The sequence below is a fragment of the Enterocloster alcoholdehydrogenati genome (genome assembly GCF_013282095.1).
GTDB lineage: Bacteria > Bacillota > Clostridia > Lachnospirales > Lachnospiraceae > Enterocloster > Enterocloster alcoholdehydrogenati.
In genome coordinates this window covers 16,627-38,555 of sequence record NZ_BLTJ01000013.1, presented here as the reverse complement: position 1 = coordinate 38,555, position 21,929 = coordinate 16,627, and the positions used below count along the sequence as shown (strand labels likewise).

General features: G+C 42.7%; 25 protein-coding genes and 1 tRNA gene. 8 read left to right on the top strand and 18 right to left on the bottom strand.

Annotated elements, in window-relative coordinates; genetic code table 11:
- Positions 1-278: 278 nt before the first annotated feature.
- From HW447_RS14325 to HW447_RS14310, 4 genes are read left to right on the top strand one after another with little or no spacing between them, the layout of a single operon-like run.
- Positions 279-1,043: a GntR family transcriptional regulator gene (locus HW447_RS14325; RefSeq protein WP_243176311.1), complete on the top strand. Its 765-nt coding sequence runs from the start codon at positions 279-281 to the stop codon at positions 1,041-1,043.
- Positions 1,044-1,072: 29 nt separating this feature from the next.
- Positions 1,073-1,852 carry an SDR family NAD(P)-dependent oxidoreductase gene (locus HW447_RS14320; RefSeq protein WP_176255806.1) on the top strand — a complete coding sequence of 260 codons (780 nt, stop codon included), beginning with the start codon at positions 1,073-1,075 and terminating at the stop codon, positions 1,850-1,852.
- Positions 1,853-1,909: 57 nt separating this feature from the next.
- Complete coding sequence (locus HW447_RS14315) at positions 1,910-2,410, top strand: YhcH/YjgK/YiaL family protein (RefSeq protein ID WP_176255805.1); 501 nt, start codon at positions 1,910-1,912, stop codon at positions 2,408-2,410.
- A gap of 49 nt (positions 2,411-2,459) precedes the next feature.
- Positions 2,460-3,287, top strand: coding sequence for a M28 family peptidase (locus tag HW447_RS14310; RefSeq protein ID WP_176255804.1), 828 nt, complete (start codon positions 2,460-2,462; stop codon positions 3,285-3,287).
- A gap of 69 nt (positions 3,288-3,356) precedes the next feature.
- On the opposite strand, the gene HW447_RS14305 is transcribed toward HW447_RS14310, so the two are convergent.
- Positions 3,357-4,268 (bottom strand): ketopantoate reductase family protein, encoded by a 912-nt coding sequence (locus HW447_RS14305; protein ID WP_176255803.1) that lies wholly within the window; start codon positions 4,266-4,268, stop codon positions 3,357-3,359.
- Positions 4,269-4,296: 28 nt separating this feature from the next.
- Positions 4,297-4,983 carry a cyclase family protein gene (locus HW447_RS14300; protein ID WP_176255802.1) on the bottom strand — a complete coding sequence of 229 codons (687 nt, stop codon included), beginning with the start codon at positions 4,981-4,983 and terminating at the stop codon, positions 4,297-4,299.
- A 399-nt stretch (positions 4,984-5,382) separates the two neighbouring features.
- Here HW447_RS14300 and HW447_RS14295 point away from each other — a divergent pair, with 399 nt between their 5' ends.
- Positions 5,383-6,060, top strand: coding sequence for a GntR family transcriptional regulator (locus tag HW447_RS14295; RefSeq protein WP_176255801.1), 678 nt, complete (start codon positions 5,383-5,385; stop codon positions 6,058-6,060).
- 120 nt (positions 6,061-6,180) lie between these two features.
- Here the strand turns inward: HW447_RS14295 and HW447_RS14290 are convergent, their stop codons facing one another.
- From HW447_RS14290 to thrS, 5 genes are all read right to left on the bottom strand, one after another.
- Positions 6,181-7,044, bottom strand: a complete 864-nt coding sequence (locus HW447_RS14290) for an NAD(P)-dependent oxidoreductase (protein ID WP_176255800.1) — start codon at positions 7,042-7,044, stop codon at positions 6,181-6,183.
- Between the two features lie 74 nt (positions 7,045-7,118).
- On the bottom strand, positions 7,119-7,715 hold the full coding sequence (locus tag HW447_RS14285) for a nucleoside/nucleotide kinase family protein (protein WP_176255799.1): 597 nt from the start codon (positions 7,713-7,715) through the stop codon (positions 7,119-7,121).
- Between the two features lie 17 nt (positions 7,716-7,732).
- Entirely contained in the window at positions 7,733-9,295 is a 1,563-nt protein-coding gene (locus HW447_RS14280) for an aminotransferase class I/II-fold pyridoxal phosphate-dependent enzyme (RefSeq protein ID WP_176255798.1), read from the bottom strand.
- Positions 9,292-9,864, bottom strand: a complete 573-nt coding sequence (locus HW447_RS14275) for a P-loop NTPase family protein (RefSeq protein WP_330589223.1) — start codon at positions 9,862-9,864, stop codon at positions 9,292-9,294. The genes HW447_RS14280 and HW447_RS14275 overlap by 4 nt, the downstream gene beginning before the upstream one ends.
- A gap of 215 nt (positions 9,865-10,079) precedes the next feature.
- The gene (gene thrS, locus HW447_RS14270) at positions 10,080-11,834 is read right to left on the bottom strand and encodes a threonine--tRNA ligase (RefSeq protein WP_176255797.1); all 1,755 of its coding nucleotides are present in this window, start codon (positions 11,832-11,834) and stop codon (positions 10,080-10,082) included.
- A gap of 594 nt (positions 11,835-12,428) precedes the next feature.
- Between thrS and HW447_RS14265 the strand changes: the two genes are divergently transcribed.
- Positions 12,429-12,851 carry a DUF3842 family protein gene (locus HW447_RS14265; RefSeq protein WP_176255796.1) on the top strand — a complete coding sequence of 141 codons (423 nt, stop codon included), beginning with the start codon at positions 12,429-12,431 and terminating at the stop codon, positions 12,849-12,851.
- Positions 12,838-13,071, top strand: coding sequence for a hypothetical protein (locus HW447_RS14260; RefSeq protein WP_176255795.1), 234 nt, complete (start codon positions 12,838-12,840; stop codon positions 13,069-13,071). The genes HW447_RS14265 and HW447_RS14260 overlap by 14 nt, the downstream gene beginning before the upstream one ends.
- Before the next feature lie 146 nt (positions 13,072-13,217).
- Here the strand turns inward: HW447_RS14260 and HW447_RS14255 are convergent, their stop codons facing one another.
- The 9 genes from HW447_RS14255 to HW447_RS14215 form a co-directional block, all read right to left on the bottom strand.
- Positions 13,218-15,005, bottom strand: coding sequence for a DUF5050 domain-containing protein (locus HW447_RS14255; protein ID WP_176255794.1), 1,788 nt, complete (start codon positions 15,003-15,005; stop codon positions 13,218-13,220).
- Positions 15,006-15,090: 85 nt separating this feature from the next.
- Positions 15,091-15,163: transfer RNA gene (locus HW447_RS14250), tRNA-Lys, on the bottom strand.
- A 222-nt stretch (positions 15,164-15,385) separates the two neighbouring features.
- Positions 15,386-16,114, bottom strand: coding sequence for a hypothetical protein (locus HW447_RS14245; protein ID WP_176255793.1), 729 nt, complete (start codon positions 16,112-16,114; stop codon positions 15,386-15,388).
- On the bottom strand, positions 16,101-16,499 hold the full coding sequence (locus tag HW447_RS14240; protein ID WP_176255792.1) for a hypothetical protein: 399 nt from the start codon (positions 16,497-16,499) through the stop codon (positions 16,101-16,103). The genes HW447_RS14245 and HW447_RS14240 overlap by 14 nt, the downstream gene beginning before the upstream one ends.
- Positions 16,500-16,509: 10 nt before the next feature.
- Positions 16,510-16,911, bottom strand: coding sequence for a hypothetical protein (locus tag HW447_RS14235; RefSeq protein WP_176255791.1), 402 nt, complete (start codon positions 16,909-16,911; stop codon positions 16,510-16,512).
- A gap of 60 nt (positions 16,912-16,971) precedes the next feature.
- Positions 16,972-18,510 (bottom strand): hypothetical protein, encoded by a 1,539-nt coding sequence (locus tag HW447_RS14230; protein ID WP_176255790.1) that lies wholly within the window; start codon positions 18,508-18,510, stop codon positions 16,972-16,974.
- Positions 18,511-18,532: 22 nt separating this feature from the next.
- Positions 18,533-18,820 carry a hypothetical protein gene (locus HW447_RS14225; protein WP_176255789.1) on the bottom strand — a complete coding sequence of 96 codons (288 nt, stop codon included), beginning with the start codon at positions 18,818-18,820 and terminating at the stop codon, positions 18,533-18,535.
- A 12-nt stretch (positions 18,821-18,832) separates the two neighbouring features.
- Complete coding sequence (locus HW447_RS14220; protein WP_176255788.1) at positions 18,833-19,210, bottom strand: hypothetical protein; 378 nt, start codon at positions 19,208-19,210, stop codon at positions 18,833-18,835.
- A gap of 205 nt (positions 19,211-19,415) precedes the next feature.
- Positions 19,416-19,724 (bottom strand): CFI-box-CTERM domain-containing protein, encoded by a 309-nt coding sequence (locus tag HW447_RS14215; RefSeq protein WP_176255787.1) that lies wholly within the window; start codon positions 19,722-19,724, stop codon positions 19,416-19,418.
- Positions 19,725-19,920: 196 nt separating this feature from the next.
- Here HW447_RS14215 and HW447_RS14210 point away from each other — a divergent pair, with 196 nt between their 5' ends.
- Positions 19,921-20,205 (top strand): helix-turn-helix domain-containing protein, encoded by a 285-nt coding sequence (locus HW447_RS14210; protein WP_176255786.1) that lies wholly within the window; start codon positions 19,921-19,923, stop codon positions 20,203-20,205.
- 544 nt (positions 20,206-20,749) lie between these two features.
- Here the strand turns inward: HW447_RS14210 and HW447_RS14205 are convergent.
- Complete coding sequence (locus HW447_RS14205; RefSeq protein ID WP_176255785.1) at positions 20,750-20,980, bottom strand: hypothetical protein; 231 nt, start codon at positions 20,978-20,980, stop codon at positions 20,750-20,752.
- On the bottom strand, positions 20,977-21,918 hold the full coding sequence (locus HW447_RS14200) for a hypothetical protein (RefSeq protein ID WP_176255784.1): 942 nt from the start codon (positions 21,916-21,918) through the stop codon (positions 20,977-20,979). Before HW447_RS14200 ends, HW447_RS14205 begins: the two co-directional genes overlap by 4 nt.
- Positions 21,919-21,929 lie beyond the last annotated feature (11 nt).

Genomic DNA, 21,929 nt, shown 5'->3' with positions numbered 1-21,929 from the left:
TTTAAAATTGCATTTCAGTTTGCTGTATCGCCTCTTTTTAAGCTCAACTGCATTTTATCAATATATACAAAATATCATATTTTCTTTATTAGTGCAACCTTTTTTTAACATTTTCGTTATAATCTTTGTTATTTTTTTATTTATTGGTTGCTTTTTTCACAAATAATGGTAAAATATATAAAAGAAGATTCCCTGATTTAAGATTGCATACAAGTTATGACGGGTTTTACATTTTGACACGCTATGATATTCTATAATTAACCCCTAAAGAAAGAGAGGTGATTTATATTTCCCTGCTTCTGTTTCGTGAGCAGAGTTTTCCTGCCCGCAATCCTTCTGAGGACGCCCGGCAGTACGCTTACCGCATCATCAGAAAATGTATTTTAGAACTTCTGCTTCTTCCGGGCCAGAAAATGAACGAAGCGGATATCGCAGCCTCTCTGGATATGAGCAGAACCCCTGTGCATGATTCCTTTTTTAAGCTCTCCCGTGAGAATCTGGTAGATATTATTCCAAACCGGGGAGCATTTGTCTCTAAGATCGATCAGCAGCGTATTGAGGAGGCGGTATGGCTCCATACCAAACTTGGGACTTCTATGATCCAGTCCATATATATTAAAAAGGTTTCCAAAACACAGCTGGAAATCCTGTATCACCAGCTTGGACAGCTTCGCCATCATATATCCCGCAGAGATCTGACGCAGTCCGCCCGGATATTATCTGAGTATTACAGACAGCTTTATGTGCTGGCAGGCAATATGGATCTGATCTGGATCTCCCTCCAGAAAGCAGATGTGGATCTGCAGCGGCTTCTCTATCTGGCTGCAGGAAGCACAGCGGTTGTGGAAGGTTTCCTGTGTGAACTGACCGATCTGACGGATGCCCTTGCAGCCCGCGACTATGACAATGCCAGTGAGATCTACTCCCACCATATGTCCAGAATGCTTCTGCTGGCAGCGCCTTTAAAGTCACACAACCCACAGTATTTCACTGCAGCCAGCCAGGAGGGCGTCGGCAGCGGCGTCACAGACCTACAGGACTGATCCATATTCAGGAAAGGCGGTATACATTTATGACCAATTATGACGAACTGTTTTCTCTCAATGGCAAAACAGCACTGATCACCGGCGGCACCGGAGGGCTGGGAAGCGCTGTAGCCCTGTCATTTCTTCAAAAAGGTGCTCAGGTAGCTGTATGCAGCAACCATCCGGAAAAAGCGGCCCCTGCTGCAGACTATGCCAAAAAGCTCAACAGGCCCTTCCTTTCTCTCGCCTGTGACATCACCTGTTCCGACAGCGCTGATCATATGCTGGATGAGGTGGATAAGGCCTTTGGCTCCATAGATATCCTGGTCAACTGTGCCGGAATCAACCGTCTGCTCCCCGCAGAAAGCTACGATGATGAAACGTTTCAGGAAGTAATGGAACTGAATGTGCACGCCCTTCACCGCATAACGAGGAAGGTGGGGACACGTTTTATGATCCCGAACAAATATGGACGTATCCTGAATCTTTCCTCCGTAAAAAGCTTTATCGGAACAACCGAACATTATATTGCATACTGTGCCAGCAAGGGCGCGGTAAATATGTACACCAGACAGCTTGCCTGTGAATGGGGAAAATACGGCATTACCTGTAATGCCGTCGCCCCTACCTTTGTGTATACCCCCATCAATTCCTTTCAGCTGGATGATCCCGTATTTTACAGAAAACTGACCGACCGCATCCCTCTGGGACGCATAGGAAAGGAACAGGATATCGCGGCCGCCGCCCTTTACCTGTGCAGCGACGCCGCATCCTTTGTAACCGGACAGATACTATGTGTCGACGGTGGCCTGACATCCATGCAGTAGCAGACGTTTCTGCTGTCTTCAGGCATTTATTATACAATTATCAAGGAGGAACCTACCATGATCTACGGAAACATCAACAACGAATTTTTTGAGCAGCAAACAGCAATTCTTCCAAAACCGCTTCAGAGCGCCCTGCGCTTTCTAAAGGAAACCGATCTGGCCAATCATGAGCCAGGTAAATTTGACATCAGCCTGGACGGCGTTCCCGCCATTCTCCAGGTTCTCGACCTTACCACGTCTCCCAGAGAAACTCTGCGCCCGGAAATCCACCGTAAAAATATCGATGTGCAGTTTCTGGCTGCAGGAGGCCCGGAGGAGGCCGGTTTTTACAGTGACAACGGATCGTATCAGACAGATGAGGATCTTCTGGATACTCCAAGAGATATCCTGTTTTATCACAACGATCCAGACACCGCTGAAGGCAGAATTGCAATGAATGTAGGTACTTATGCCATATATTTCCCATGGGATGTGCACATTCCGGCCATACAGTCCGGCAGTACAGCGGCCCCCATACGAAAAATAGTGGTAAAGGTTCCCATGGACGCCTGCTTATAAGACACACGCCTCTGTAACAGCCCTTTTCGTTAAACACGAGGATTACATTATGATGATCAACAGACACCTGGAACGCCTTTCTCAAAAGGATCCTGACAGCCGCCAGACAGCGCTGTCAGAGATCCTCCTTGAGGAGGGACTGAACTTCACGCTGCAGGAGGAGGACGCCTCCATGGGCAATCCCAGAGGGATACGAAACTATCTTGTGTCACCCTGGAACAGCGGGCCTTCCTTCCTTTTCTGCGCCCACTACGATGCTGTGCCCGGCAGCAGCGGAGCCAATGACAACGCCGCTGCCCTGTGTATTCTCATCGACCTGGCAAAAAAACTGAAGGAGGAGGACTTCCCTGCCCGTTTTGCTTTCTTTGACGGCGAAGAAACCGGAAACGCCGGGAGCAGGCTCTATGCTGCCTCTATGGACCGATCCTGTCTCACAGGAATTATCAATCTGGACGTCTGCGGCTATGGCGACACTCTGGCCATCTGCGGAAAGGGCCACGAAAAAAAGACGGTCATGCAGCCCTTTTGCCGGAAAGAACTTCTGGAGAAATACCACGGGCAGCTATTAAAGTATCTTCCGCCCAGTGATGATGTATCCTTCCGGGGGCTTCACATACCAGTGCTGAGCCTTTCGATGGTTCCCAGATGGGATATTCAATACCTTAAGACCCTTGCCACATATGGAGAAGGAATCCTGGGAAGACCTCCTGAATTTCATATGATCATGGAGCAGATGGAGGTATCCTCCACCATGCACGGAGGCTGCCGGGACACGCCTGAATGGGTGGATCCTGAAACCATGAAACAGATGTACCTCTATTTGCTGGAGGCCGTCCATCTGCCGCCGTCTCCCAAAAAGCGTTTCGGATTTTTCTGATCCCTATGAAAAAAGCAGGCCGTTGTTCTTATGCAGCAGCCTGCTTTTTATCATTTCAGAGAACTTCCTTTATCCTCTTCCCTCCATAGCGTGTACCAGATTCACCACAAATTCGTGCCCCGGCACTTCTACATTGTATTTCTTTGCAGCGCGCACTACCGCGCCGCTGATCGTGTCTACTTCTGTACGTCTGCCATCTCTCAGATCCGCCCGGATGGAGGTACAGCCGGAAGGATTGTTCAGAGATGTCTTTTTCACCTTTTCGGCTACAGCTTCTTCATCAAATTCAAGACCTGCGGCAGCCGCTGTCAGGATCGTTTCATGGATCAGCTGACGGCACAGCTTCCAGGTATATTCGTCTGCGGCGATATACCCCATATCTACCTGCAGAATACCCGTCAGAGCGCTCAGAGATACATTGGTAAACAGCTTGTCCCAGATGAGATACTGAATATTTTCATGTATCCGCACCTCAAAGCCGCAGCTGTCAAACGTCTCTTTCAGGCGGCCTAAAAATCCGTCCTTATCCTCTGTCAGCATACCTACATTGGTAACGCCGGTTCCGCCTCTTCTTACATGGCCAAAATCAAGGACTGCTCCGTTATCCTCTGTTGTTCCAATGATCACACGGTCCTCATTCACAAATTCCTTTAAAAGATCTTCGTGTCCCGCACCGTTTTGAAGTGTCATCAGACGGGTATCCGGCCCAATGAGAGAGCGGTTATTTTCCAGAGCACTTCTGGAAAATAATGCCTTAACAAAGAGGATCACCAGATCTGCCGGCTTCTCATTGGACGTATCGCAGAGCGCCGCAGGATGATAACAGTCGGTCGTTCCATTTTCATCAATCTTAAGGCCATTCTTACAGATCTGATCTACCACCTTTTCATTGGTATCTACTAATATAACTTCATTGTGCTGGGACAGACGGCCTCCATAGATAGACCCCATTGCTCCCGCACCGATCACGGCAATTCTCATAATCTCTCCTTAATCTAACGTTCCTGTATTATTCAGAAAACTCAGCCAGGCCCTCGATTGCATATGCACGTACAGGGCTGGAATCAAGTCCCTTGATTGGAAGCGGAGAATAGCTCATAAAGAATACATCCTTCTTTAACTGCTCAAGATTTCTTAATACCTCCAGGAACACAATGTTCTCTGCCATCAGGATATCATGGAACGGCTTCACATCTTCATTGCAGTTTTCAATAGAAACACCATCACCGAATCCCACTGCCTTTACCTTGTGATCCTTGAACCACTGCGCGCTTTCAGCACCTACTAACAGACGCTGATCCTTCTCTGTATTTGTATCCGGTGTAAATGGATACAGCTTGTAGGAGGAATCGATGATCACAATATCGCCTTCCTTAACCTTCTTGGCCTCACGGTCTAAATCAGCTGCTGTAATGTGTCCTCTCTTTGCAACCGTTTCCTTGAAATCAACATATACAGCGCGGCCCAGGAAGGTGGTTAAGGGCAGGTCTGCTGCAGACGGCCAGTTATCATCATGATGATAAGGACACTCGCAGTGAGTACCCAGATGGCTCATCAGATCCATATTGGTATGGTAATCCGGGATTGGGCCGCCTGTGTTGAAACGGAACAGATGACATCTTCTTGTCTCTGTAGCCGGATCCAGGATCTTAGAAAGATCAACAACTCTTAAATTTCCCATTTCATAAACACACATTTTATTTTCCTCCTTGAAATTGTAATAATTTCTGAGAAGCTCTCCCTGCCCATACCAGGCAGGCTTTTACTTCCCTTTATATATCTGTCTATAAGCCAGTATACCGGCACATCGGTATACTGTCAAGATTCGATCAAACAGCATTATAGACAAAATTATAACAATTATTTTGTGCAATTTTTAACTCGACGCTTCTCTTCATAAATCATCCTATGACCTCCTGTTTCTTCCATAATCCGGGGATATTCTTGACAGACAAACAGCTTTGACTTAAGATGAAACTATAAAAATGATGGTTCGGCTGAAATATTTTCAGAAATGCAACGATTCAGGATGGGGCATCTTCCTGAACCGTTACTCAGAAATAATCCAGAACTTCAGACAAGGTACAGGTATTTTATGAAAGAGAAAAGTTTCCTGCAGACGCAGGCATATGATTCCATTAAAAACAGTATTCTATCCGGCGGACTGGAGCCGGGCCGACTCTATTCGGAAACAAAGCTGTCGGCCCAGATCGGCATTTCCCGTACGCCTATGAGAGAGGCGCTGCAGTGCTTAAGCCAGGATGGATATATTACGATCATTCCCAGCAAAGGCTTTATGATCCGGCAGTTAAACGAAAAGGACATGAAAGACAGCATTGAGATCCGGTGTGCCATCGAAGGCTTCTGCACCAACCAGATCGCTTCTCAGGCACATACAAAAAAAAAGCAGCAGCTGTATCACAGCCTGGAACAGTCCCTTCTGTCCATGGAATCCTCCCTGAATAAAGAGGATAAATTAGAAAGCTTTATCCACTATGACCACCAGTTTCATCTCCTGCTGGTTAATTATATGGAAAATGATGAGTTTAACCAGATCTTCCAGCGCCTTCTCTACCTGATCCGCCTGACCTCCCAGGACGCCCTGGCCGTGAAAGGCCGTATCCAGGGTACTGTGGATGAACACAGACAATATCTGGACGCACTGAAAGCAGGCGATGGCCCCAAAGCATATCAGATCATGATACACCATCTGATGATGCCCCTTAAGATACATGAAAAAGAAACCCACAGCGCTGAGGATGTAAGAATATGAGAGGGCTGCCGCCTGCAGCGGTACACGCTCTTTTATGCAGACTTTAAAACGTCTGCCAGATGATTGAAAAAGCCCAGAGCTTCTTCTCCGGGCTTTTTATTTGATCCTTTATAGGATTTTCTACCACCTGTAATACTTAATCAGCGCCTGCGTTCCCAGGTCTCCCATCCCTTCTGCCTCCAGCTGTCTTGACATTGCCAGCACGTCCTCCAGCACGCCTAACTTCGTATCTGCTGCCAGGGCCTCCTCGTCGGCAATTCCCATATCCTTAATGAAATGTTTCAGGAAAAAACCGGGAGCATAATCGTCCTTTGCCGCCTTGGATGCAACATTATTCATCTGGGCGCTTCCCGCTGCCCCGGTGGAAATGGACTTCAGCATGGTATCCACATCCAGACCCACATTCTTTGCGTAAACCATGGCCTCGCAGGCGCCCGCCAGCGCTCCGGCAATGGCAATCTGGTTGCACATCTTCGTATGCTGTCCGTTTCCCGCCTTGCCTTCATAGTTAATATTCTTTCCCATCGCCTCAAATACAGGCACACAGGCATTAAAGTCCTCTTCTTTTCCTCCTGCCAGAATGGTCAGCGTACCTGCCTTTGCGCCCGTGTCGCCTCCGGTAACGGGAGCATCGATCGCATGAAGTCCGGCCTTCTCTGCCGCTTCCCAGATCCGCACAGCCAGCTTGGGACTGGTGGTGGTCATATCAATTACATAAGTTCCCGGTTCTGCATTTGCAAGGATGCCGTTTTCTCCAAAATAAACCTCTTCCACATCCTTTGGGTATCCCACAATGGTGATTACCGCGTCACGGCCTCTTGCACACTCTGCTGCGGTATCACACCACACGGCTCCCTCTGCGATCACATCCTCTGCCTTCGACTTCGTACGGGTGTAAATCGCCACCTCGTATCCAGCTTTTCTCAAATTCCGCACCATGGATTTTCCCATAATGCCAACGCCGATAAAACCAATTTTCTTCATGCTTCTTATCTCCTTCCCTTTTGCCTGCAGCCTGATATGGCTGTCACATATTTATAAAATGAGCCCTGACTCCCTTAGAGTTTCGGCTTCATTTTGTCCTCTATATCCTTTAAAACAGAGCAGATACAAGTATTAAGATCCCCATTTTCATATCCTCCTGCGATACCGCACTGCGTCAGCCGTTCCGGGGAAAAATCATTCTCATCTGCAAGATACCGCCTGCACATTTCCGTGTATTTCGGCGACTTCTGTGATTTTTCCCGGTCAAGGGCCCGCTGCAGCCGGACTCCATCATCCACATAGATATATATGGGGACAAGTATTTCTTTTCCATAATATTTTACCATTTTTTCATAGGAATCCAGCGTTCCGATCATCAGGTAATTCCCATGGTCAAGATCGATCTGACCGTCATCGGCCGTAAAATAACTCCATGGCCCGAACACCGTATCATACGTCCGGCACTCAATCACCTTTCCCTGGCCTTCCAGCCGATCCAGATGCGCCTGATCTGTAAAATAATACTCCACGCCATCCTGTTCCCCGTCCCGGATCGGCCGGGTGGTATACATCCGCACCGTGCCGTATTCCGGCAGCCGGCGCACCAGCTCCTTATAAATTGTATCCTTGCCAGAGGCACTTTTGCCCATAACGTAAAATATATATCCCATTTTTAACGCTCCTGTTCCTATTGCTCAACACACAAGATAGTATTCCTCTGCGTATCCGACAGTCCCTGTACCGGAAGGCCCTTTTTTATATAATCTAAAACCACCGTGAGCACCTGATCCGTTATACACTCCCCCGGAGCAATCAGAGGGATTCCCGGCGGATAAATATATACAAATTCCCCAGCCGTCCGCCCGGCGCTTTCTTCAAGGGGGATTCTCCCCTTATTTGCGTCCAGAGCCTCCCGCACCGTGCATACCGTTCGAGCCGGTATTGTATATACACCCATGGGTCCTGTTTCCTTTGTTTCATCCATTCCAGATACCGAATGTTTCTTTTTCTGCTCCGATTCAAGCATTTTGGTTTTTTCACATACGCCAAAACTGCTCTTTTCTATTTCCTGATCAATGGCAAGCAGCGCAGCTTCCAGTCGCTCCAGCCCCATTTTACTGTCACCTGCCGCTGTGATGGCCGTCACATAATCCGCCCCGCACATTTCCATTTCCAGATGGTACTGTTTCCTGAGAATCTCTGACAAATGCTCTCCATCAAAGGGCGCATATCCTGTGGATACCACAATCTTTGACAGATCCACGTCGAAAATACCGCAGCTCCCTTTCAGTTCATCTCCCGCCAGACGCAGCCATTTCATAGCTGCCAGACGCTCCCGCACCTGTAAAAGAGCCTCTGTAAAATAATTCAGGCCGCCGCTTACCCTCAGCCTCTCCATTTGGAATATACTGTTTTCAATGGATGCCATCAGAACATAGGAAGGACTGCTGCTCTGAAAGATCTGCAGATACCGCTCCACTGCCTCCATGTCCATATAGAATCCCTTATCAGAACGATTGCATTTCATATGGAGCACCGCCGTCTGTGTCAGACTGGGCAGAGTCTTGTGGACGCTTTGAATTACCACATCCGCCCCCAGTTCCAGGGCAGACTGCGGAAATACCTCACTATACCGAAAATGGGCCCCATGGGCCTCATCTACAATCAGCGGCAGCCCCGCCTGGTGAACCACCCTGGCAATTTCCTTCACATCCGACACAATCCCGTCATAGGTAGGCGATACGATGAGCACTGCCCGGATATCCGGCTGTTCCTTCAGGGACTTTTCCACATCCTCCGGCAAAATTCCGCCCTGAATCCCCCATTCTCCCGTAGATTGTGGATAAACATAGGAGGTCTGAAGCTGATGAAGATAGACTCCATGATACGCCGCCTTGTGACAGTTGCGCCCCATAAGGATCCGCCCGCCTGGAGGTACGCAGCCGCAGACTGCAGATAAAAGTCCCGCCGTACTTCCATTTATCAGATACCAGGTCCGGTCTGCCCCATATAGCCCGGCCGCCCACTCCATTGATTTTTTTAAAATGCCTTCGGCATGATGCAGATTGTCAAAACCGTCTATTTCCGTAATATCCACCTCAAAGGGATTTGGGAATGCCATTCCATTCTGAAACCACGTTTCATATTCAGCTCCCCCTTTCAGCCGCTTATGCCCCGGCATATGAAACGGGTACATATCTGACCTTTCATACCTTTTCAGACGATGAATGAGAAGTTCCTCTTCCCTCATGCGTTTCTTCCTCCCCCGCCTGCGCTCAGCCTGTCCTTTCGCCGCTCCACCATCTGTATCATGACCCTGCGCAGCTGACGCCGGTTTCTCACCACCAGCGCCTTCTCCTGATAACGCTCTATAATCTCTCGGTACTGACGCCGTTTTCTCCTGTTTCTCCCCTTGTGGAGAATCCACCAGGCAAATTCCCAATCCATTTTTTCAATACAGCCATCTCCCATATCCTCTCTTGTTCTTCCTCTATAAATATGGGAACGCATCAGCGCCTGCCACAGGCAGATCCACCTGGGATAATTCATAAAAACAATCAGATCCGCCTCTTTTAACCGGCGTTCCTGACTGAAACCGGTATAATTTCCATCAATGATCCAGCCGCGTTTCTCATTCTCATCCAGAAACTCCTCTGCCATCCTTTTGGCTTCCCCACGGTCCCGCTCCTTCCAGCCCGGTTCAAACTGAATCCGATCCAGGTGCAGCACCGGACACCGAAACAACTTTCCCAGTTTCTTCGCCAGCGTCGATTTCCCCGCACCGCTGTATCCGATTACCGCGATTTTCACAATTTCCACCTGCTTTCTGCTTGTTTATTCTATGGTATTATAATACTCCATATTGGGGGGTTTGTCTTGTGAAATTTAAAAATACCCCAAGCAGTTTCCTTTCACCGCTCAGGGTATTTTTTATACAGCATTTATTTTCTTTTTAGTGGAAAAACCGGAGTACCGGCCATAGACTTTCTGCCCGCTCTCACATCAGTGGTTTTTCCCCCAGACCAAAGACAGTTTTATCTCTCCCTGCTCTCCACCATCTTCTTCACATTTGCGATAAATTCATCCAGCTGTGCGCTTCCCAGATCGCCCTTATCGCGGCTTCTTACCGTAATTGCGCCCTCAGCAGCCTCCTTCTCGCCCAGTACCAGCATAAACGGTACCTTTTCAAGCTGTGCCTGACGGATCTTATATCCTACCTTTTCATCCTTGTGATCCAGCTCGGTGCGGATACCAGCAGCTCTTAACTTCTCATATACACCAGATGCATATTCCATGGACTTCTCAGATACAGGGATTACCTTTACCTGAACAGGAGCCAGCCATACAGGGAACTTGCCTGCGAAATGCTCGATCAGGATACCGATGAAACGCTCGATGGAACCGAAGCATACACGATGAATCATGATCGGGCGTTTCTTTGTGCCGTCCTCTGCCACATACTCAGCCTCAAAACGCTGCGGCAGCTGGAAATCCAGCTGGATGGTTCCGCACTGCCATGTACGGCCGATGGAATCTCTCAGATGGAAGTCGATCTTGGGACCGTAGAATGCGCCGTCACCCTCATTTACAATGTAGTTTAAGCCCATTTCCTCCAGAGCATTTCTAAGGCCGTTGGTAGCCAGCTCCCAATCCTCGTCAGATCCCATGGAATCCTCCGGTCTTGTAGACAGCTCTACGAAATACTCAAAACCAAATAGGGTATAAACCTCGTTAATCAGCCTTGTAACATTCTTGATCTCTTCAGTGATCTGCTCCTGAGTCATAAAGATATGAGCATCATCCTGAGTAAAGCAGCGTACACGCATCAGGCCGTGAAGCTGTCCGCTCTTCTCATGACGGTGAACCAGCCCCAGTTCTCCCACTCTTAAAGGAAGATCCCGGTAGGAACGGGGCTGAGACTTATATACAAGCATACCGCCTGGACAGTTCATTGGCTTAATGGCGTAATCTTCCTCATCGATCACAGTAGTATACATATTATCCTTATAATGATCCCAGTGACCGGAAGTCTCCCACAGCCTGCGGCTTAAGATCACAGGAGTAGAAACCTCCTGATAATTCTCTCTTAAATGGATCTGCCTCCAGTAATCGATCAGGGTATTCTTTAACGTCATTCCCTTTGGAAGGAAAAATGGGAAACCTGGACCTTCCTCTGTAAACATAAACAGGCCCAGTTCCTTGCCCAGCTTTCTGTGGTCACGCTTCTTTGCCTCTTCCAGCATGGTCAGGTAACTTTCCAGATCCTCCTTGTTTGCAAATGCAGTTCCGTAGATTCTGGTCAGCATCTTGTTCTTCTCGCTGCCTCTCCAATAAGCGCCTGCGATACTCGTCAGCTTAAATGCCTTTACGCCCTTTGTATACATGATATGAGGGCCTGCACACAGGTCTGTAAACTCTCCCTGCTGATAGAAACTGATCACCTCTCCCTCCGGCAGATCCTCAATCAGCTCTACCTTATAAGGCTCACCCTTTTCCTGCATAAGCTTAATAGCCTCGTCTCTCGGAAGAGTAAATGGCTTTAAGGGAATATTCTCTTTGATGATCTTCTTCATCTCAGCCTCTAACTTCTCCAGATCCTCCGGCGTAAATCCGCCCTCTCTGTCAAAGTCATAGTAAAAGCCGTCATCAATAGCCGGTCCGATGGCTAACTTTGCCTCCGGATACAGTCTCTTTACAGCCTGAGCCAGTACATGGGAAGCAGTATGGCGGATGGCTCTTAACTCGTCCTCTGCCTCCTGTACATTTCCGTCTGGTAAAATGATTTTCATGGTAAAACTCCTTTCTGACTGGTAATCCCCTACTTATAAAGGGCGCAATTGATTTTTTAGAAAATGTGCATCTCCAAGGCTTTTCCCGTTATTACGGCAGTCTGTCAGATTTGCATACAGGCACGGGCCTGCCCTGCCGCTTACCGCAAATAAAAAGACCCCTGGACACATTTCCATGTCCAAGGGTGCATATACACGATTCCACCTTGATTTTCACTCATTGATCCCTTAACGCGGGGTACGGCGCCATTTCTCCCATCTTTCTGCCGTTCCAAATGTGCGGCCATAAAAACGGTATCCCTGACACAGCTCAGGACTGGTATTCATCTGCAATCTCCACACAGCCTTTCCACCGCCCGGCTGCTCTCTGTCTGTTTCCTGCAGATTACTGGTTCCTTCAAAGCATCTTGCATTTCTGCTTAATTCTGATTATAGCATCTAAAGGCTATTTGTCAAGACCTGCATTTATTTCCATTTCACTATCCCCGTTTACTTTCCTTCCAATCTCTGATAAGATCGTATGGTAACAACAGCCATATCCATCGTCTGTTATGACACTATTTGACCCCTATCAGAAAGAAGGTATTTTCACAAATGAAACTGGTTATCATAGACGGCCAGGGCGGAAGAATGGGACGATCCGTCATTGAGCAGTTAAAAAAGACATTTCCCGAACTTGAGATATACGCCATCGGCACCAACAGTATTGCCACATCTGCCATGCTGAAAGCCGGAGCCGACTACGGCGCCACCGGCGAAAATCCCGTAATCGTAGGAGCAAGAACCGCAGACATTATCATTGGTCCCATTGGCATCGTGATCGCAGATGCTCTTATGGGAGAAATTACACCCGCCATGGCAGCGGCCATTGGCCAAAGCGCTGCTTACAAAATACTGATTCCCGTCAACCGCTGCAATCACTTTATCGCAGGCTGCGGCGATCACAGCCTCAGTGAATACATCAAACAGGTCTGCGAAGAAACCGGAAAGGAAATACAAAAATATGAGAACCGTTGAATTTAAAATGGAGCGTCCCGGCCTTGTAAGCCCCGGCGATAAGGTAAAGATTATTGAGCGGGAGGGGACCAGCAGCTATAGCTACATTATCGACCCTGCCGTCGCCATGTCCGGCTGCTTTGTCGCCAGAGACCGCATCCAATCTGAATATGGTATTGTAAAGGACATCCGTGAAAATGCCCGCGGCTTTTATGTAGTGGTTGATTTTGATGAGGATTGATCCCATTACTGCATGAAACAATAACAGAAAAATAGGTGTTTTCCGCCAGACAAATCACGCCTGGAAAACACCTATTTTGCTATTATTCAATCGGATGACTGACCGACTAAAAAATATCCCACAAAATACAGAATGTTCTAATTTTCCTATCCCAAAGGTACAATCTTTACCTCATCTGCTTTTGTTTCTGCTGGCTGCGTCTGTGTACTCTTTCCCGGTGCGTCTGTTCCCAGCACTGTATCCTGTTTTGGCGAAGCCGTGGTCTGTGCTGAACCGGATGTCTTTCCCCCCATTGTCCGTTCAGGATTCACAGGCACTGTCTCCACTGCCGCCCTGGATTCTTCTTTTGTGGAAGACACTGTTTCTTTTGGCAGACTTGAAACCGTTTCCACTGATGTTTTAGAAGATACAGGAAACTCTATAGCTTTACTCCAGAGTACCTTAGTGACTCCTGTCTCTTTGCTCCAGTTACAGTCATTCCAAAGACAAATCAGTTCCCCATCCTGAACCGTCACAAGCTCCAGCATATCATTTCCACTGGTATTCTTTCCTTTCCTCGCACTTTTATCACTGATCCTGTAGACACTTCCGTCCTTTCCCACATTTACAATTACACCATAAGCATTTTTCCATATTTCAGGATAATACTCTCCGTACATTTCTCCCTCGTTCTCAAAATAATACAGGTTAGAAATTGTTCCTGCAAAAATTCCGCTGACTGCAGTCTTTGATCCGCCGTTTAGATCCGTTCGAAAAATTCGGCTGTACCATTCTCCATTTGTTCCTCTGTCCACATAAGCGCAGAAATAAATGGAATTATCCACAATACAGAAGCTTTGTACACCATATTCGCCTGTAATTTTATCCTTTGTATTTCCATCTGCTTCAATGGAAACTGCCATCTGGCTGCCGCTTCCCTTCAGCTCGTATGAATTGCCATTTACAGACACCGTCCGGCGTTTCACATAGCGGATCTGTCCATCTTCCTCCAGCCGATAGCTCCTGTCGCCGATTTCCACCGCAGCTCCATTCTTAGGAATGATCGTATTTCCAAGACTGTCCACCAGATAACAGTTCCCATCATTGATCTGCACACTGCCAGCCACATCTCCCACCGCCATTTCTGTTCCCGACTGAGAAGAGTGTATCTTTCCGCCCTGAGCATAATAAACTGTTCCATCCAAAATCAAATAACCGTCCACATCTTCGGCAATTATCTCTTTTACGTTCTGTCCTGGTATCATCCTCACCAAACGTCCGCAAAGGCTTTTCTCCGCCTCTGTAAGCTTACTTCTATCACTTTCCTTTACCAATGGCAGGTAATAAACATAATCGCCATCTGCCCTCATAGAATACCGTGTGGTTTTTTCAGGAGCATTTTCATCTCCCAAAGGTTTTGTTTTATTCTCCACTGCCTTCCGATACAGGATTGTCTTAAAAATCCCTGTATCTTCATCGTCCAAATAGCACCAGAACGCATTGGTTCTTACAAGACTGTCCAGATTCTCTCCCATATCATCTGGTACATAATCCAAATCAGTCTGGATGTTCTTCAAATATCCCTTCACATCATGGCAGGTATATATCTGCCCATCAGCTTCCCACTGCCCCTGAGCCATAATTCCGTCTTCATTAAAATAATATAAAAATCCATCCACTTCCAGCCACTGATTTGCTGCGTAAGAGTCATCGGACAGTTTATACTTCCAGCCCTTTTCCATCTCGTTCCATCCCAGTTTCTCCTCTTCCTCAATCTCAATGGACTGGGCTGTTTCTGTCTTATGCTCTGAGGACCACTCAATCTGGCTGTAATCCTTATGGATAGCCCCGGCTACACGAACCACTACATATACTGCTGCCGCCAGAAAAATCCCTGCCAGCACCATCAAGAACACCGTTTTACCATTTGAATCTGATTTTCTTCTTCTGCTCATCTGTACACCTTTCTATCCCTGATTACTTATATATACCAAAAATAGCGGAAACCTCTGCATAAGGATTTCCGCTATTTCAAAATTATGAGCGTGCCGGGATTCGAACCCGGGACAACTTGATTAAAAGTCAAGTGCTCTACCGACTGAGCTACACGCCCTTATTAAATTAAAAAATGCCCAAAGTCGGAATCGAACCAACGACACGAGGATTTTCAGTCCTCTGCTCTACCAACTGAGCAGTGACACCTCGTAAACCTTGATTCTACCTAGGCATATTAAACCTTTTCATAGGATTTCTCACCTTGTTATTTGTGGGACTTCCTAATGCTCAATTAGTTTATCACAAGCAAGGAATCTTGTCAAGGGATTTTTTTATTTTCCTACCCGACGAAAATCATAGGAACAATTGCCTGTTGAGTTTTCTGTCCATAATTTAATATAATATTTTCTTGATGAGTACAAATAAGGGCAGTGGAATAATTAGAATGTCTGCTTCTTGTCCAAAATACATTGGGGTATTTCCAAGTAGTAAGGTTCTCGTTAAACCATGCAAGCATCCCATTTCCTAACGTCTTATAGTATGCTGTAGTGTCTGAAATTTCATCAATAGATGGTATTGTGCCTTTATATAATCCAGAGGATACTGAAGTTGAACTATCCATATAACGCACAGTCCTCAATGCTAATACATTTTTAAGTTCTTCTGGTAATTGATTATTACAAAAATCATCTACTTTTTGTCTTACATTGCAATACGAAGATGAATATGAATACAATTTTGATGTAGATGAACCCGTTGAATATACTTGGTCTGTCATTAATGAATCTGTGCACATTAAAACCATTGTCGGCAAACCAGCATAAGTGAAATCTGCTATTCTGAATATATGCTTGCCATATACTCCACAGTTTAAAGTTACTTTATCACCTAATGAGAATACAGTATTTGCAGTTTCGTTTTGCACCATTATCTGTATTTCAGCCCAACTATATTTATCAAACGGATTATTGCTTGGAATATCAGCAGGATAAAGTTTATATCCATTTAACCATGATTCATTAACCAGTTTATTTCCAATATAAATACTTTTATAATCAGTTAGTAACAAGGTAAAGCACTCCTTCCTCTTGCTGTTCTGGAAGTGATGATACTACTTGGTATTTTAAATAATTAGTATCGTTAGCCAGTTCAGATAATTTTGTTGGAACTGTTGGTATTTTTCCATCTACTTCTTCTTTGGTGTAATAATTACTTAAATCTACATCTGGATTAATAGTGCTGAGTAAATTATCTATTTCTGTTCTATCGTAGTATTTACTCAATTCTGTTGCTAATTCTTCTTTGGTGGTGTATTTGGTTAAATCAATCCCATCTCCACCTCCATCATGTAAAGCAACATATTCTTTTATTTTTAACCATAATGCATCTAATCCATCTTCGTCTAAATAATTAGTACGATTTATTTTTACATAAGGCTGTTTCTTTATTTCCATAATTTGCTCCTTATTTTAAATTACTAATTGTATCATTATCAATACTTCCAACATATCCACCATAAGTTTTCGTTCCACCACGAGTAAACATTAAACTGAATGCACTTATTTCTTCTTCTGGATCTGGAATGGCTGCTATCTTATCTTTATTCTGCTGAATACGCAATTCTATATATTGATATGCTTCTCCAATATTTGCAAATTCGGTACTAATGGTACGCATGGTATCTATATCATTTGCAACTGCTTCCAAAACATCTACTACTGTATTAAGTAAATTCTTTTGCATGGTTGCTTTATTGTATTCTGTCTCTGATGTTAAGTCATTCTCGGATAAAAATTGTTTGTATTGCTCATCTGCAAAATACTGCTGATTGCTTAATTCTAATTTTAATCTGTCTAATACTTGCATTGTCTGCTCCTTTCTGAATAAAGAAAAGGACTACGGTGCTTTGCCGTAATCCTTTCTACACTATTTTTTCTTGGTTGTCCATTTTTGCGGTATTTTATACAGTTCATGACTTTTCAAGTATTCTCTATCATATCTCCATTCATCTAATATACTATTCGGAACATATGAGTAATTAGATTCAGAAATACTCTTTGTAATTAACCAATTCAAAAAATTAACAAGATTATTAGGGCTTTCCACTTTATTTTTTACTATATTATCCAAGATAATTGTCCTTTGCATATCTGTCAATTTTTTATTATTATTCCCAACAATATATCCATATCTCTCTAATTTTTGTTGTATTAACAAATACTCATAATCTGGTGATTTTGTGTCTAAATGCTCATTCAAATCTTCTTTGTCAATTTCACATAATAGAACGCCCATTTCATTTAATTCATCAATGTCTTTCTCTAACGCGTAAGTTTTCCCACATTTTGCGCAATGAGTACTATAGAGATATCTTGTGATAATTTTTCCATCAGGTAATACAATATCTATTGCCGCCCATTGTTTATCTGCATTATGATTATTGTTTATACATCTATAAATTGGGGATGATATAAGTGTTCCATTATGCCTAATTTTTATTGTACTACTAACATCATACTTACCATAAGAACTCCATAAGCGATCATTAAGTTTATCTATAAACACTCTTTTCAACTTTTCGCTTTTGAAATAGAATATGTCTTCACAGTACAAATCCATCAATAAATTTTGTAATGAATGAGGAACAAAACTAAGAAAAATTCCATCTTGTTCATTTGAAAACGCAACCCTTATATGTTCATGTTCAGTTGTCCAATAATCCAATGCGCCATACCAAAAGTCATCTGGATACTCATCTTCATCCATCAAAGGACAATACTCCCACAACTCCTCACTTAACCAAAATAAAGATTTGTCTTCTAGTAATTTTATTAGTAGTTTTTCCATTTTATTAGTAATCGCTTTATCACTATATAGTTTCGTAAATGGGATTTCTAAATACTCCGAAAAAACTCTATACACTTCTTCATCAATTAATGGAAAATCATCTTTTTTTCTACCCTTGGAATCTAGTTGATAGTGTAACTTGTCCCAAATATCAATAAAGTTTATTTTCTTAGAGACACATACATAAATGATATTCCTTAAAAAATTGTGTCTAGCATCCCATAATTTCTGAATTTCTTGAGCACGTTTTTTGGAATCATTCTCATTATTTTCTTTTTTCTTTTTATTAGTCGTTGTAGATTTTTTCTTCTCTTGTAAATTGTTATTTGAATGCTGAATATATTCTGCACCTTTTACTCGTTCTACTATGTCTATAAAATGACTATCGTTAAATTCAGGAGAAAGCATAAATTTTTTGCAATATTTCCAATAGCCATATCCGTTCTCTGGGACATAAAAGGGCATAACATTACAAGATTTATCATCTTCGCAATAATTCACACAATGCCTACATGACACTCGTTTACTTTCATTTGTGTTCTCAATTACATAACGATCTCCCCAACTGCCTTTTGGTGGACATCCTTTTGCTGGTGCGCCTTTTGATATTCTTGTCATACTGTTTCTCCTATCTTTTAGATTAAGATCTATCCTTTAAAACACACTCATACGTTTCAAGTATTCTACAATTATTTGTCTCTAAAATATTCCCCTTTTTAATCAATTTACATTTATTGGTATCCTTGTTGAAATAGGCACATTCATTTGCCATTTTATATCTCTCAAGAGGTGTATTGGCATAATTTTTCTGTACCATATTTTTTTTACAGATTTTTTTTGCTATAGATATTGCTTTCTTCTTTTTTCTTAGTGGTTTTAAGTATTCAATATGTGAAGGAAATCCCTCTGCCCTACGCCCTCTTGACATGACACACCCTCCTTAATATCCCGTTCTTTGGTCTTTATAGCATTCCCAGCAATAACCTATTCCTTCTCTGTATTCTGGAGCACCACACTTAATACAGTACCCTTGTTTTCCTGCACGTTTTTTTATTGTTGTTATGTTCCCTTCTTTCTGTCCATCGGAATCAATAATATAAAAGTCATTTGCACATTCGTACTGTTTAAATATATGATAAAGAGAATTTGACATATAATAACATCCACATTTATTACAACGCCTTAAACAAAGACAAATATTTTTAGTAGCATTTTTAGAGTTCTTTTTAGTCATTAACTGGACAGGTCTTAATCTACCATTACAATTATTTAATGAACATTTTCTCGATTTTTTTCCATAAAAATATATATTATCCATATTTTCATACCCACCATACAAGAAATCCTACTTTATCCTACTTAGTAGTATAATATAACATTTTATGCAATTCAATACTATACTAACCAAAAAGGATGGTAGGATTGTATGAAACCACTAAAAGATAAAGTGAGTATAACATTGGATTCAGATATAGTCCAGAAAATCAAACAAGGACTCTGTAGAATGCAGAGTCCTTGTTTAATCAATATTTGTCTTTGTAATATGTACCCTCTACTCCATTTTCATTTAATTTTGCAACCATTTTATCTAACCGCACTCTCCAGAAATTCTTAAACCATTTCTTATTCCCTAAAAATTTTACAATTGTAGGACTAATTGCATAATATAATTTAATAAACGCTCGTCCATACCATGTCGAATCAAGAGTATAATCTCTAAATCTCCTCAATGTCCAAACTTCAGGACAATCATACGATCCATATACACATGTTGCAACATAGCATCCTGTTTTGTAATATCTTCCTCTCTTGCTTCTTCTTGTATAACTCATATTTTATACCTCCCATTATTTTTCAAAAATACAATCCGAGCCATTTTATAATCATTTATAATATTTTTTATTTGCCTATGAAGAATTCAAGTTTAAATATATTATAAATCATACATAAGGCAAAGTCAACTAAAACAATATATAATCCACCTATCAAATACATAATATAGGATATTATTCACTAGGAGGTATTTGAATGGTTGACTTTGGTAACACCTTAAAGACACTTAGAGTTAAAAAGAATATGACGCAAGCACAGTTAGCACAAAAACTAGGACTTACAAAATCTGTTATTTCTGCTTACGAAACAGGGTTACGACTTCCTTCATATGATGTATTAATTCATATATCCAAAATCTTTAATGTAAGTACGGACTATTTATTAGGATTGGAACGAAAGCAGGAGATTGATTTATCTGGTTTAAGTGATGATGAAATAACTGCGTTGATGAATTTGATTAAAGCCATGAAGAGGAGATAAGTTAAAATTTTCCCTGCGGGGATTTTTACAGATAAGGAAAAAATAGCATTCTTTATTAGGGTGACGTATTACCGCGACGCATCATCATAGCGCCATCGTAACCAAACATTTGTTTGTAACGACACAAACTTTTCTCACCATTTTCTTCTCCAAAAATATTGCACAAAAAGCCATTCGTTTTCTATACATCATGCACAGAATAGTTACTTCTATTTCATTCCCACCCTTTGTGCAATATTACAATAACTTTTCTTGTCCCGTTTTCCTTTCACTTCCGGTATATTTTCCTTGAATTTATCGTATTTTTTGTGTCTTTTCGTTTATAGGACTTTGAATCCTACGAATATTTCCATATATTCATGCGGAAAATACGTCGTTTGTTTGGCCGATTAGTTCTTAAAGTGTGATAAGCCATTCCTCATATATATCCTTTGACAGCGGAAGTTCTAAGTCCTTAAATTTCTTATCTTCCTGTTTGTTGTTGTGCCAGATTAGAAATAACGCATGTTCTTTATCTGTAGCAGAACACAATTTGTCGAGCAAACTATTCATCGGTATCTCCTTCATTCTCAACATATGTATCATCATATACTGTTAGTGGTTCATACATTTTCAATGCTTCTTTGGCTTTGTCCCAGACATCACACAATGCCATTAGATAATCCGTATCGGAATCGGGGGCGTACATTTCTGCTCTAATAACCTTAATAATTTCATTATTCATTTTGCAACACTCCTCGTACCTGTCTCTCATACTATTTCTTCTGTCTTTCATGCTACTTCCTCCTTATTTTTTATATATTCATCAAATATACTTAAATCTTTTTCTAATAATTCTGGTGTGTTTCCTTTTGAAATTTCTTCATCATAAAGTGCTTTCTGTTTTTTATTCCAATTAATAGCCCATTCGTAAATTTCTTTTATGGTCTTTAAATCATATGCTTTACCTCGACACAAAGCAGTATATTTCTGGGCTAAGCCTCTGCTCTTGTTTGCATTTGCAATATCACTGGTTTTACGTTCCTTCAGATTGTTCCAGCCATAATTATTCTGATAGTGAATTGCAAATTTGATACAAATATCTTTATCTTTATATCGACTATAAGCATTAGGAATTCTTGTGATTTCGTTATCAAACGTCTTAGATAACAAAATGTCCTCAAAACGGAATACATAGATAATATGATTCTGCTCTAACAATTCGTTATAGCGTATAGCCGTTCTTTTATTGATTAAGGAATTTACATTATCAAGTGCTATCCCACAGACTTTTCCTTTATATTCTTCCTCTAACTTACTGCTGTGATTAAAGCATCCGACCAAACTGACAAAATATCTGAATAACTGAAATTTATCTGTTTTCGTGTCCAGATTCATAATAGTATTTAATTCATCAGAAGTAATTACCACAAAATATTCTGATCCACGTTCAAAATACAGGCCAGTCACATCACACAGGAATTCATTCTTTCCTATTTTCTGATTTATTTTAATAAAACCAGAAGAAACCAGTTCATCAAATCCATCCTGTACCTTCATACTTTCTTTCCTTGACGGCATTTTACCGTATAGCAGATAACCTATATAATCAATACTAAACAATAAATCCATCTTGTTATGACTGAATGGTTGCAATGCAGCCCAAATACAGAATGCTCTATCTGATAACCGCTTATCCTCTAAAATTCTTTTAACAATATAAATATCTCTCATTCGCTTCTTCT

Bases quoted from the DNA above. Each gene is read 5' to 3' on its own strand.
- HW447_RS14280 (WP_176255798.1), bottom strand. From the start codon at position 9,295: ATGAGGGAAGAGGAACTTCTCATTCATCGTCTGAAAAGGTATGAAAGG.
- HW447_RS14315 (WP_176255805.1), top strand. From the start codon at position 1,910: ATGATCTACGGAAACATCAACAACGAATTTTTTGAGCAGCAAACAGCA.
- thrS (WP_176255797.1), bottom strand. From the start codon at position 11,834: ATGAAAATCATTTTACCAGACGGAAATGTACAGGAGGCAGAGGACGAG.
- HW447_RS14215 (WP_176255787.1), bottom strand. From the start codon at position 19,724: ATGAGTTATACAAGAAGAAGCAAGAGAGGAAGATATTACAAAACAGGA.
- HW447_RS14300 (WP_176255802.1), bottom strand. From the start codon at position 4,983: ATGTGTGTTTATGAAATGGGAAATTTAAGAGTTGTTGATCTTTCTAAG.
- HW447_RS14320 (WP_176255806.1), top strand. From the start codon at position 1,073: ATGACCAATTATGACGAACTGTTTTCTCTCAATGGCAAAACAGCACTG.
- HW447_RS14210 (WP_176255786.1), top strand. From the start codon at position 19,921: ATGGTTGACTTTGGTAACACCTTAAAGACACTTAGAGTTAAAAAGAAT.
- HW447_RS14235 (WP_176255791.1), bottom strand. From the start codon at position 16,911: ATGCAAGTATTAGACAGATTAAAATTAGAATTAAGCAATCAGCAGTAT.
- HW447_RS14240 (WP_176255792.1), bottom strand. From the start codon at position 16,499: ATGGAAATAAAGAAACAGCCTTATGTAAAAATAAATCGTACTAATTAT.
- HW447_RS14220 (WP_176255788.1), bottom strand. From the start codon at position 19,210: ATGGATAATATATATTTTTATGGAAAAAAATCGAGAAAATGTTCATTA.
- HW447_RS14260 (WP_176255795.1), top strand. From the start codon at position 12,838: ATGAGAACCGTTGAATTTAAAATGGAGCGTCCCGGCCTTGTAAGCCCC.
- HW447_RS14265 (WP_176255796.1), top strand. From the start codon at position 12,429: ATGAAACTGGTTATCATAGACGGCCAGGGCGGAAGAATGGGACGATCC.
- HW447_RS14230 (WP_176255790.1), bottom strand. From the start codon at position 18,510: ATGACAAGAATATCAAAAGGCGCACCAGCAAAAGGATGTCCACCAAAA.
- HW447_RS14255 (WP_176255794.1), bottom strand. From the start codon at position 15,005: ATGAGCAGAAGAAGAAAATCAGATTCAAATGGTAAAACGGTGTTCTTG.
- HW447_RS14200 (WP_176255784.1), bottom strand. From the start codon at position 21,918: ATGAGAGATATTTATATTGTTAAAAGAATTTTAGAGGATAAGCGGTTA.
- HW447_RS14285 (WP_176255799.1), bottom strand. From the start codon at position 7,715: ATGGGATATATATTTTACGTTATGGGCAAAAGTGCCTCTGGCAAGGAT.
- HW447_RS14205 (WP_176255785.1), bottom strand. From the start codon at position 20,980: ATGAAAGACAGAAGAAATAGTATGAGAGACAGGTACGAGGAGTGTTGC.
- HW447_RS14295 (WP_176255801.1), top strand. From the start codon at position 5,383: ATGAAAGAGAAAAGTTTCCTGCAGACGCAGGCATATGATTCCATTAAA.
- HW447_RS14310 (WP_176255804.1), top strand. From the start codon at position 2,460: ATGATGATCAACAGACACCTGGAACGCCTTTCTCAAAAGGATCCTGAC.
- HW447_RS14305 (WP_176255803.1), bottom strand. From the start codon at position 4,268: ATGAGAATTGCCGTGATCGGTGCGGGAGCAATGGGGTCTATCTATGGA.
- HW447_RS14225 (WP_176255789.1), bottom strand. From the start codon at position 18,820: ATGTCAAGAGGGCGTAGGGCAGAGGGATTTCCTTCACATATTGAATAC.
- HW447_RS14290 (WP_176255800.1), bottom strand. From the start codon at position 7,044: ATGAAGAAAATTGGTTTTATCGGCGTTGGCATTATGGGAAAATCCATG.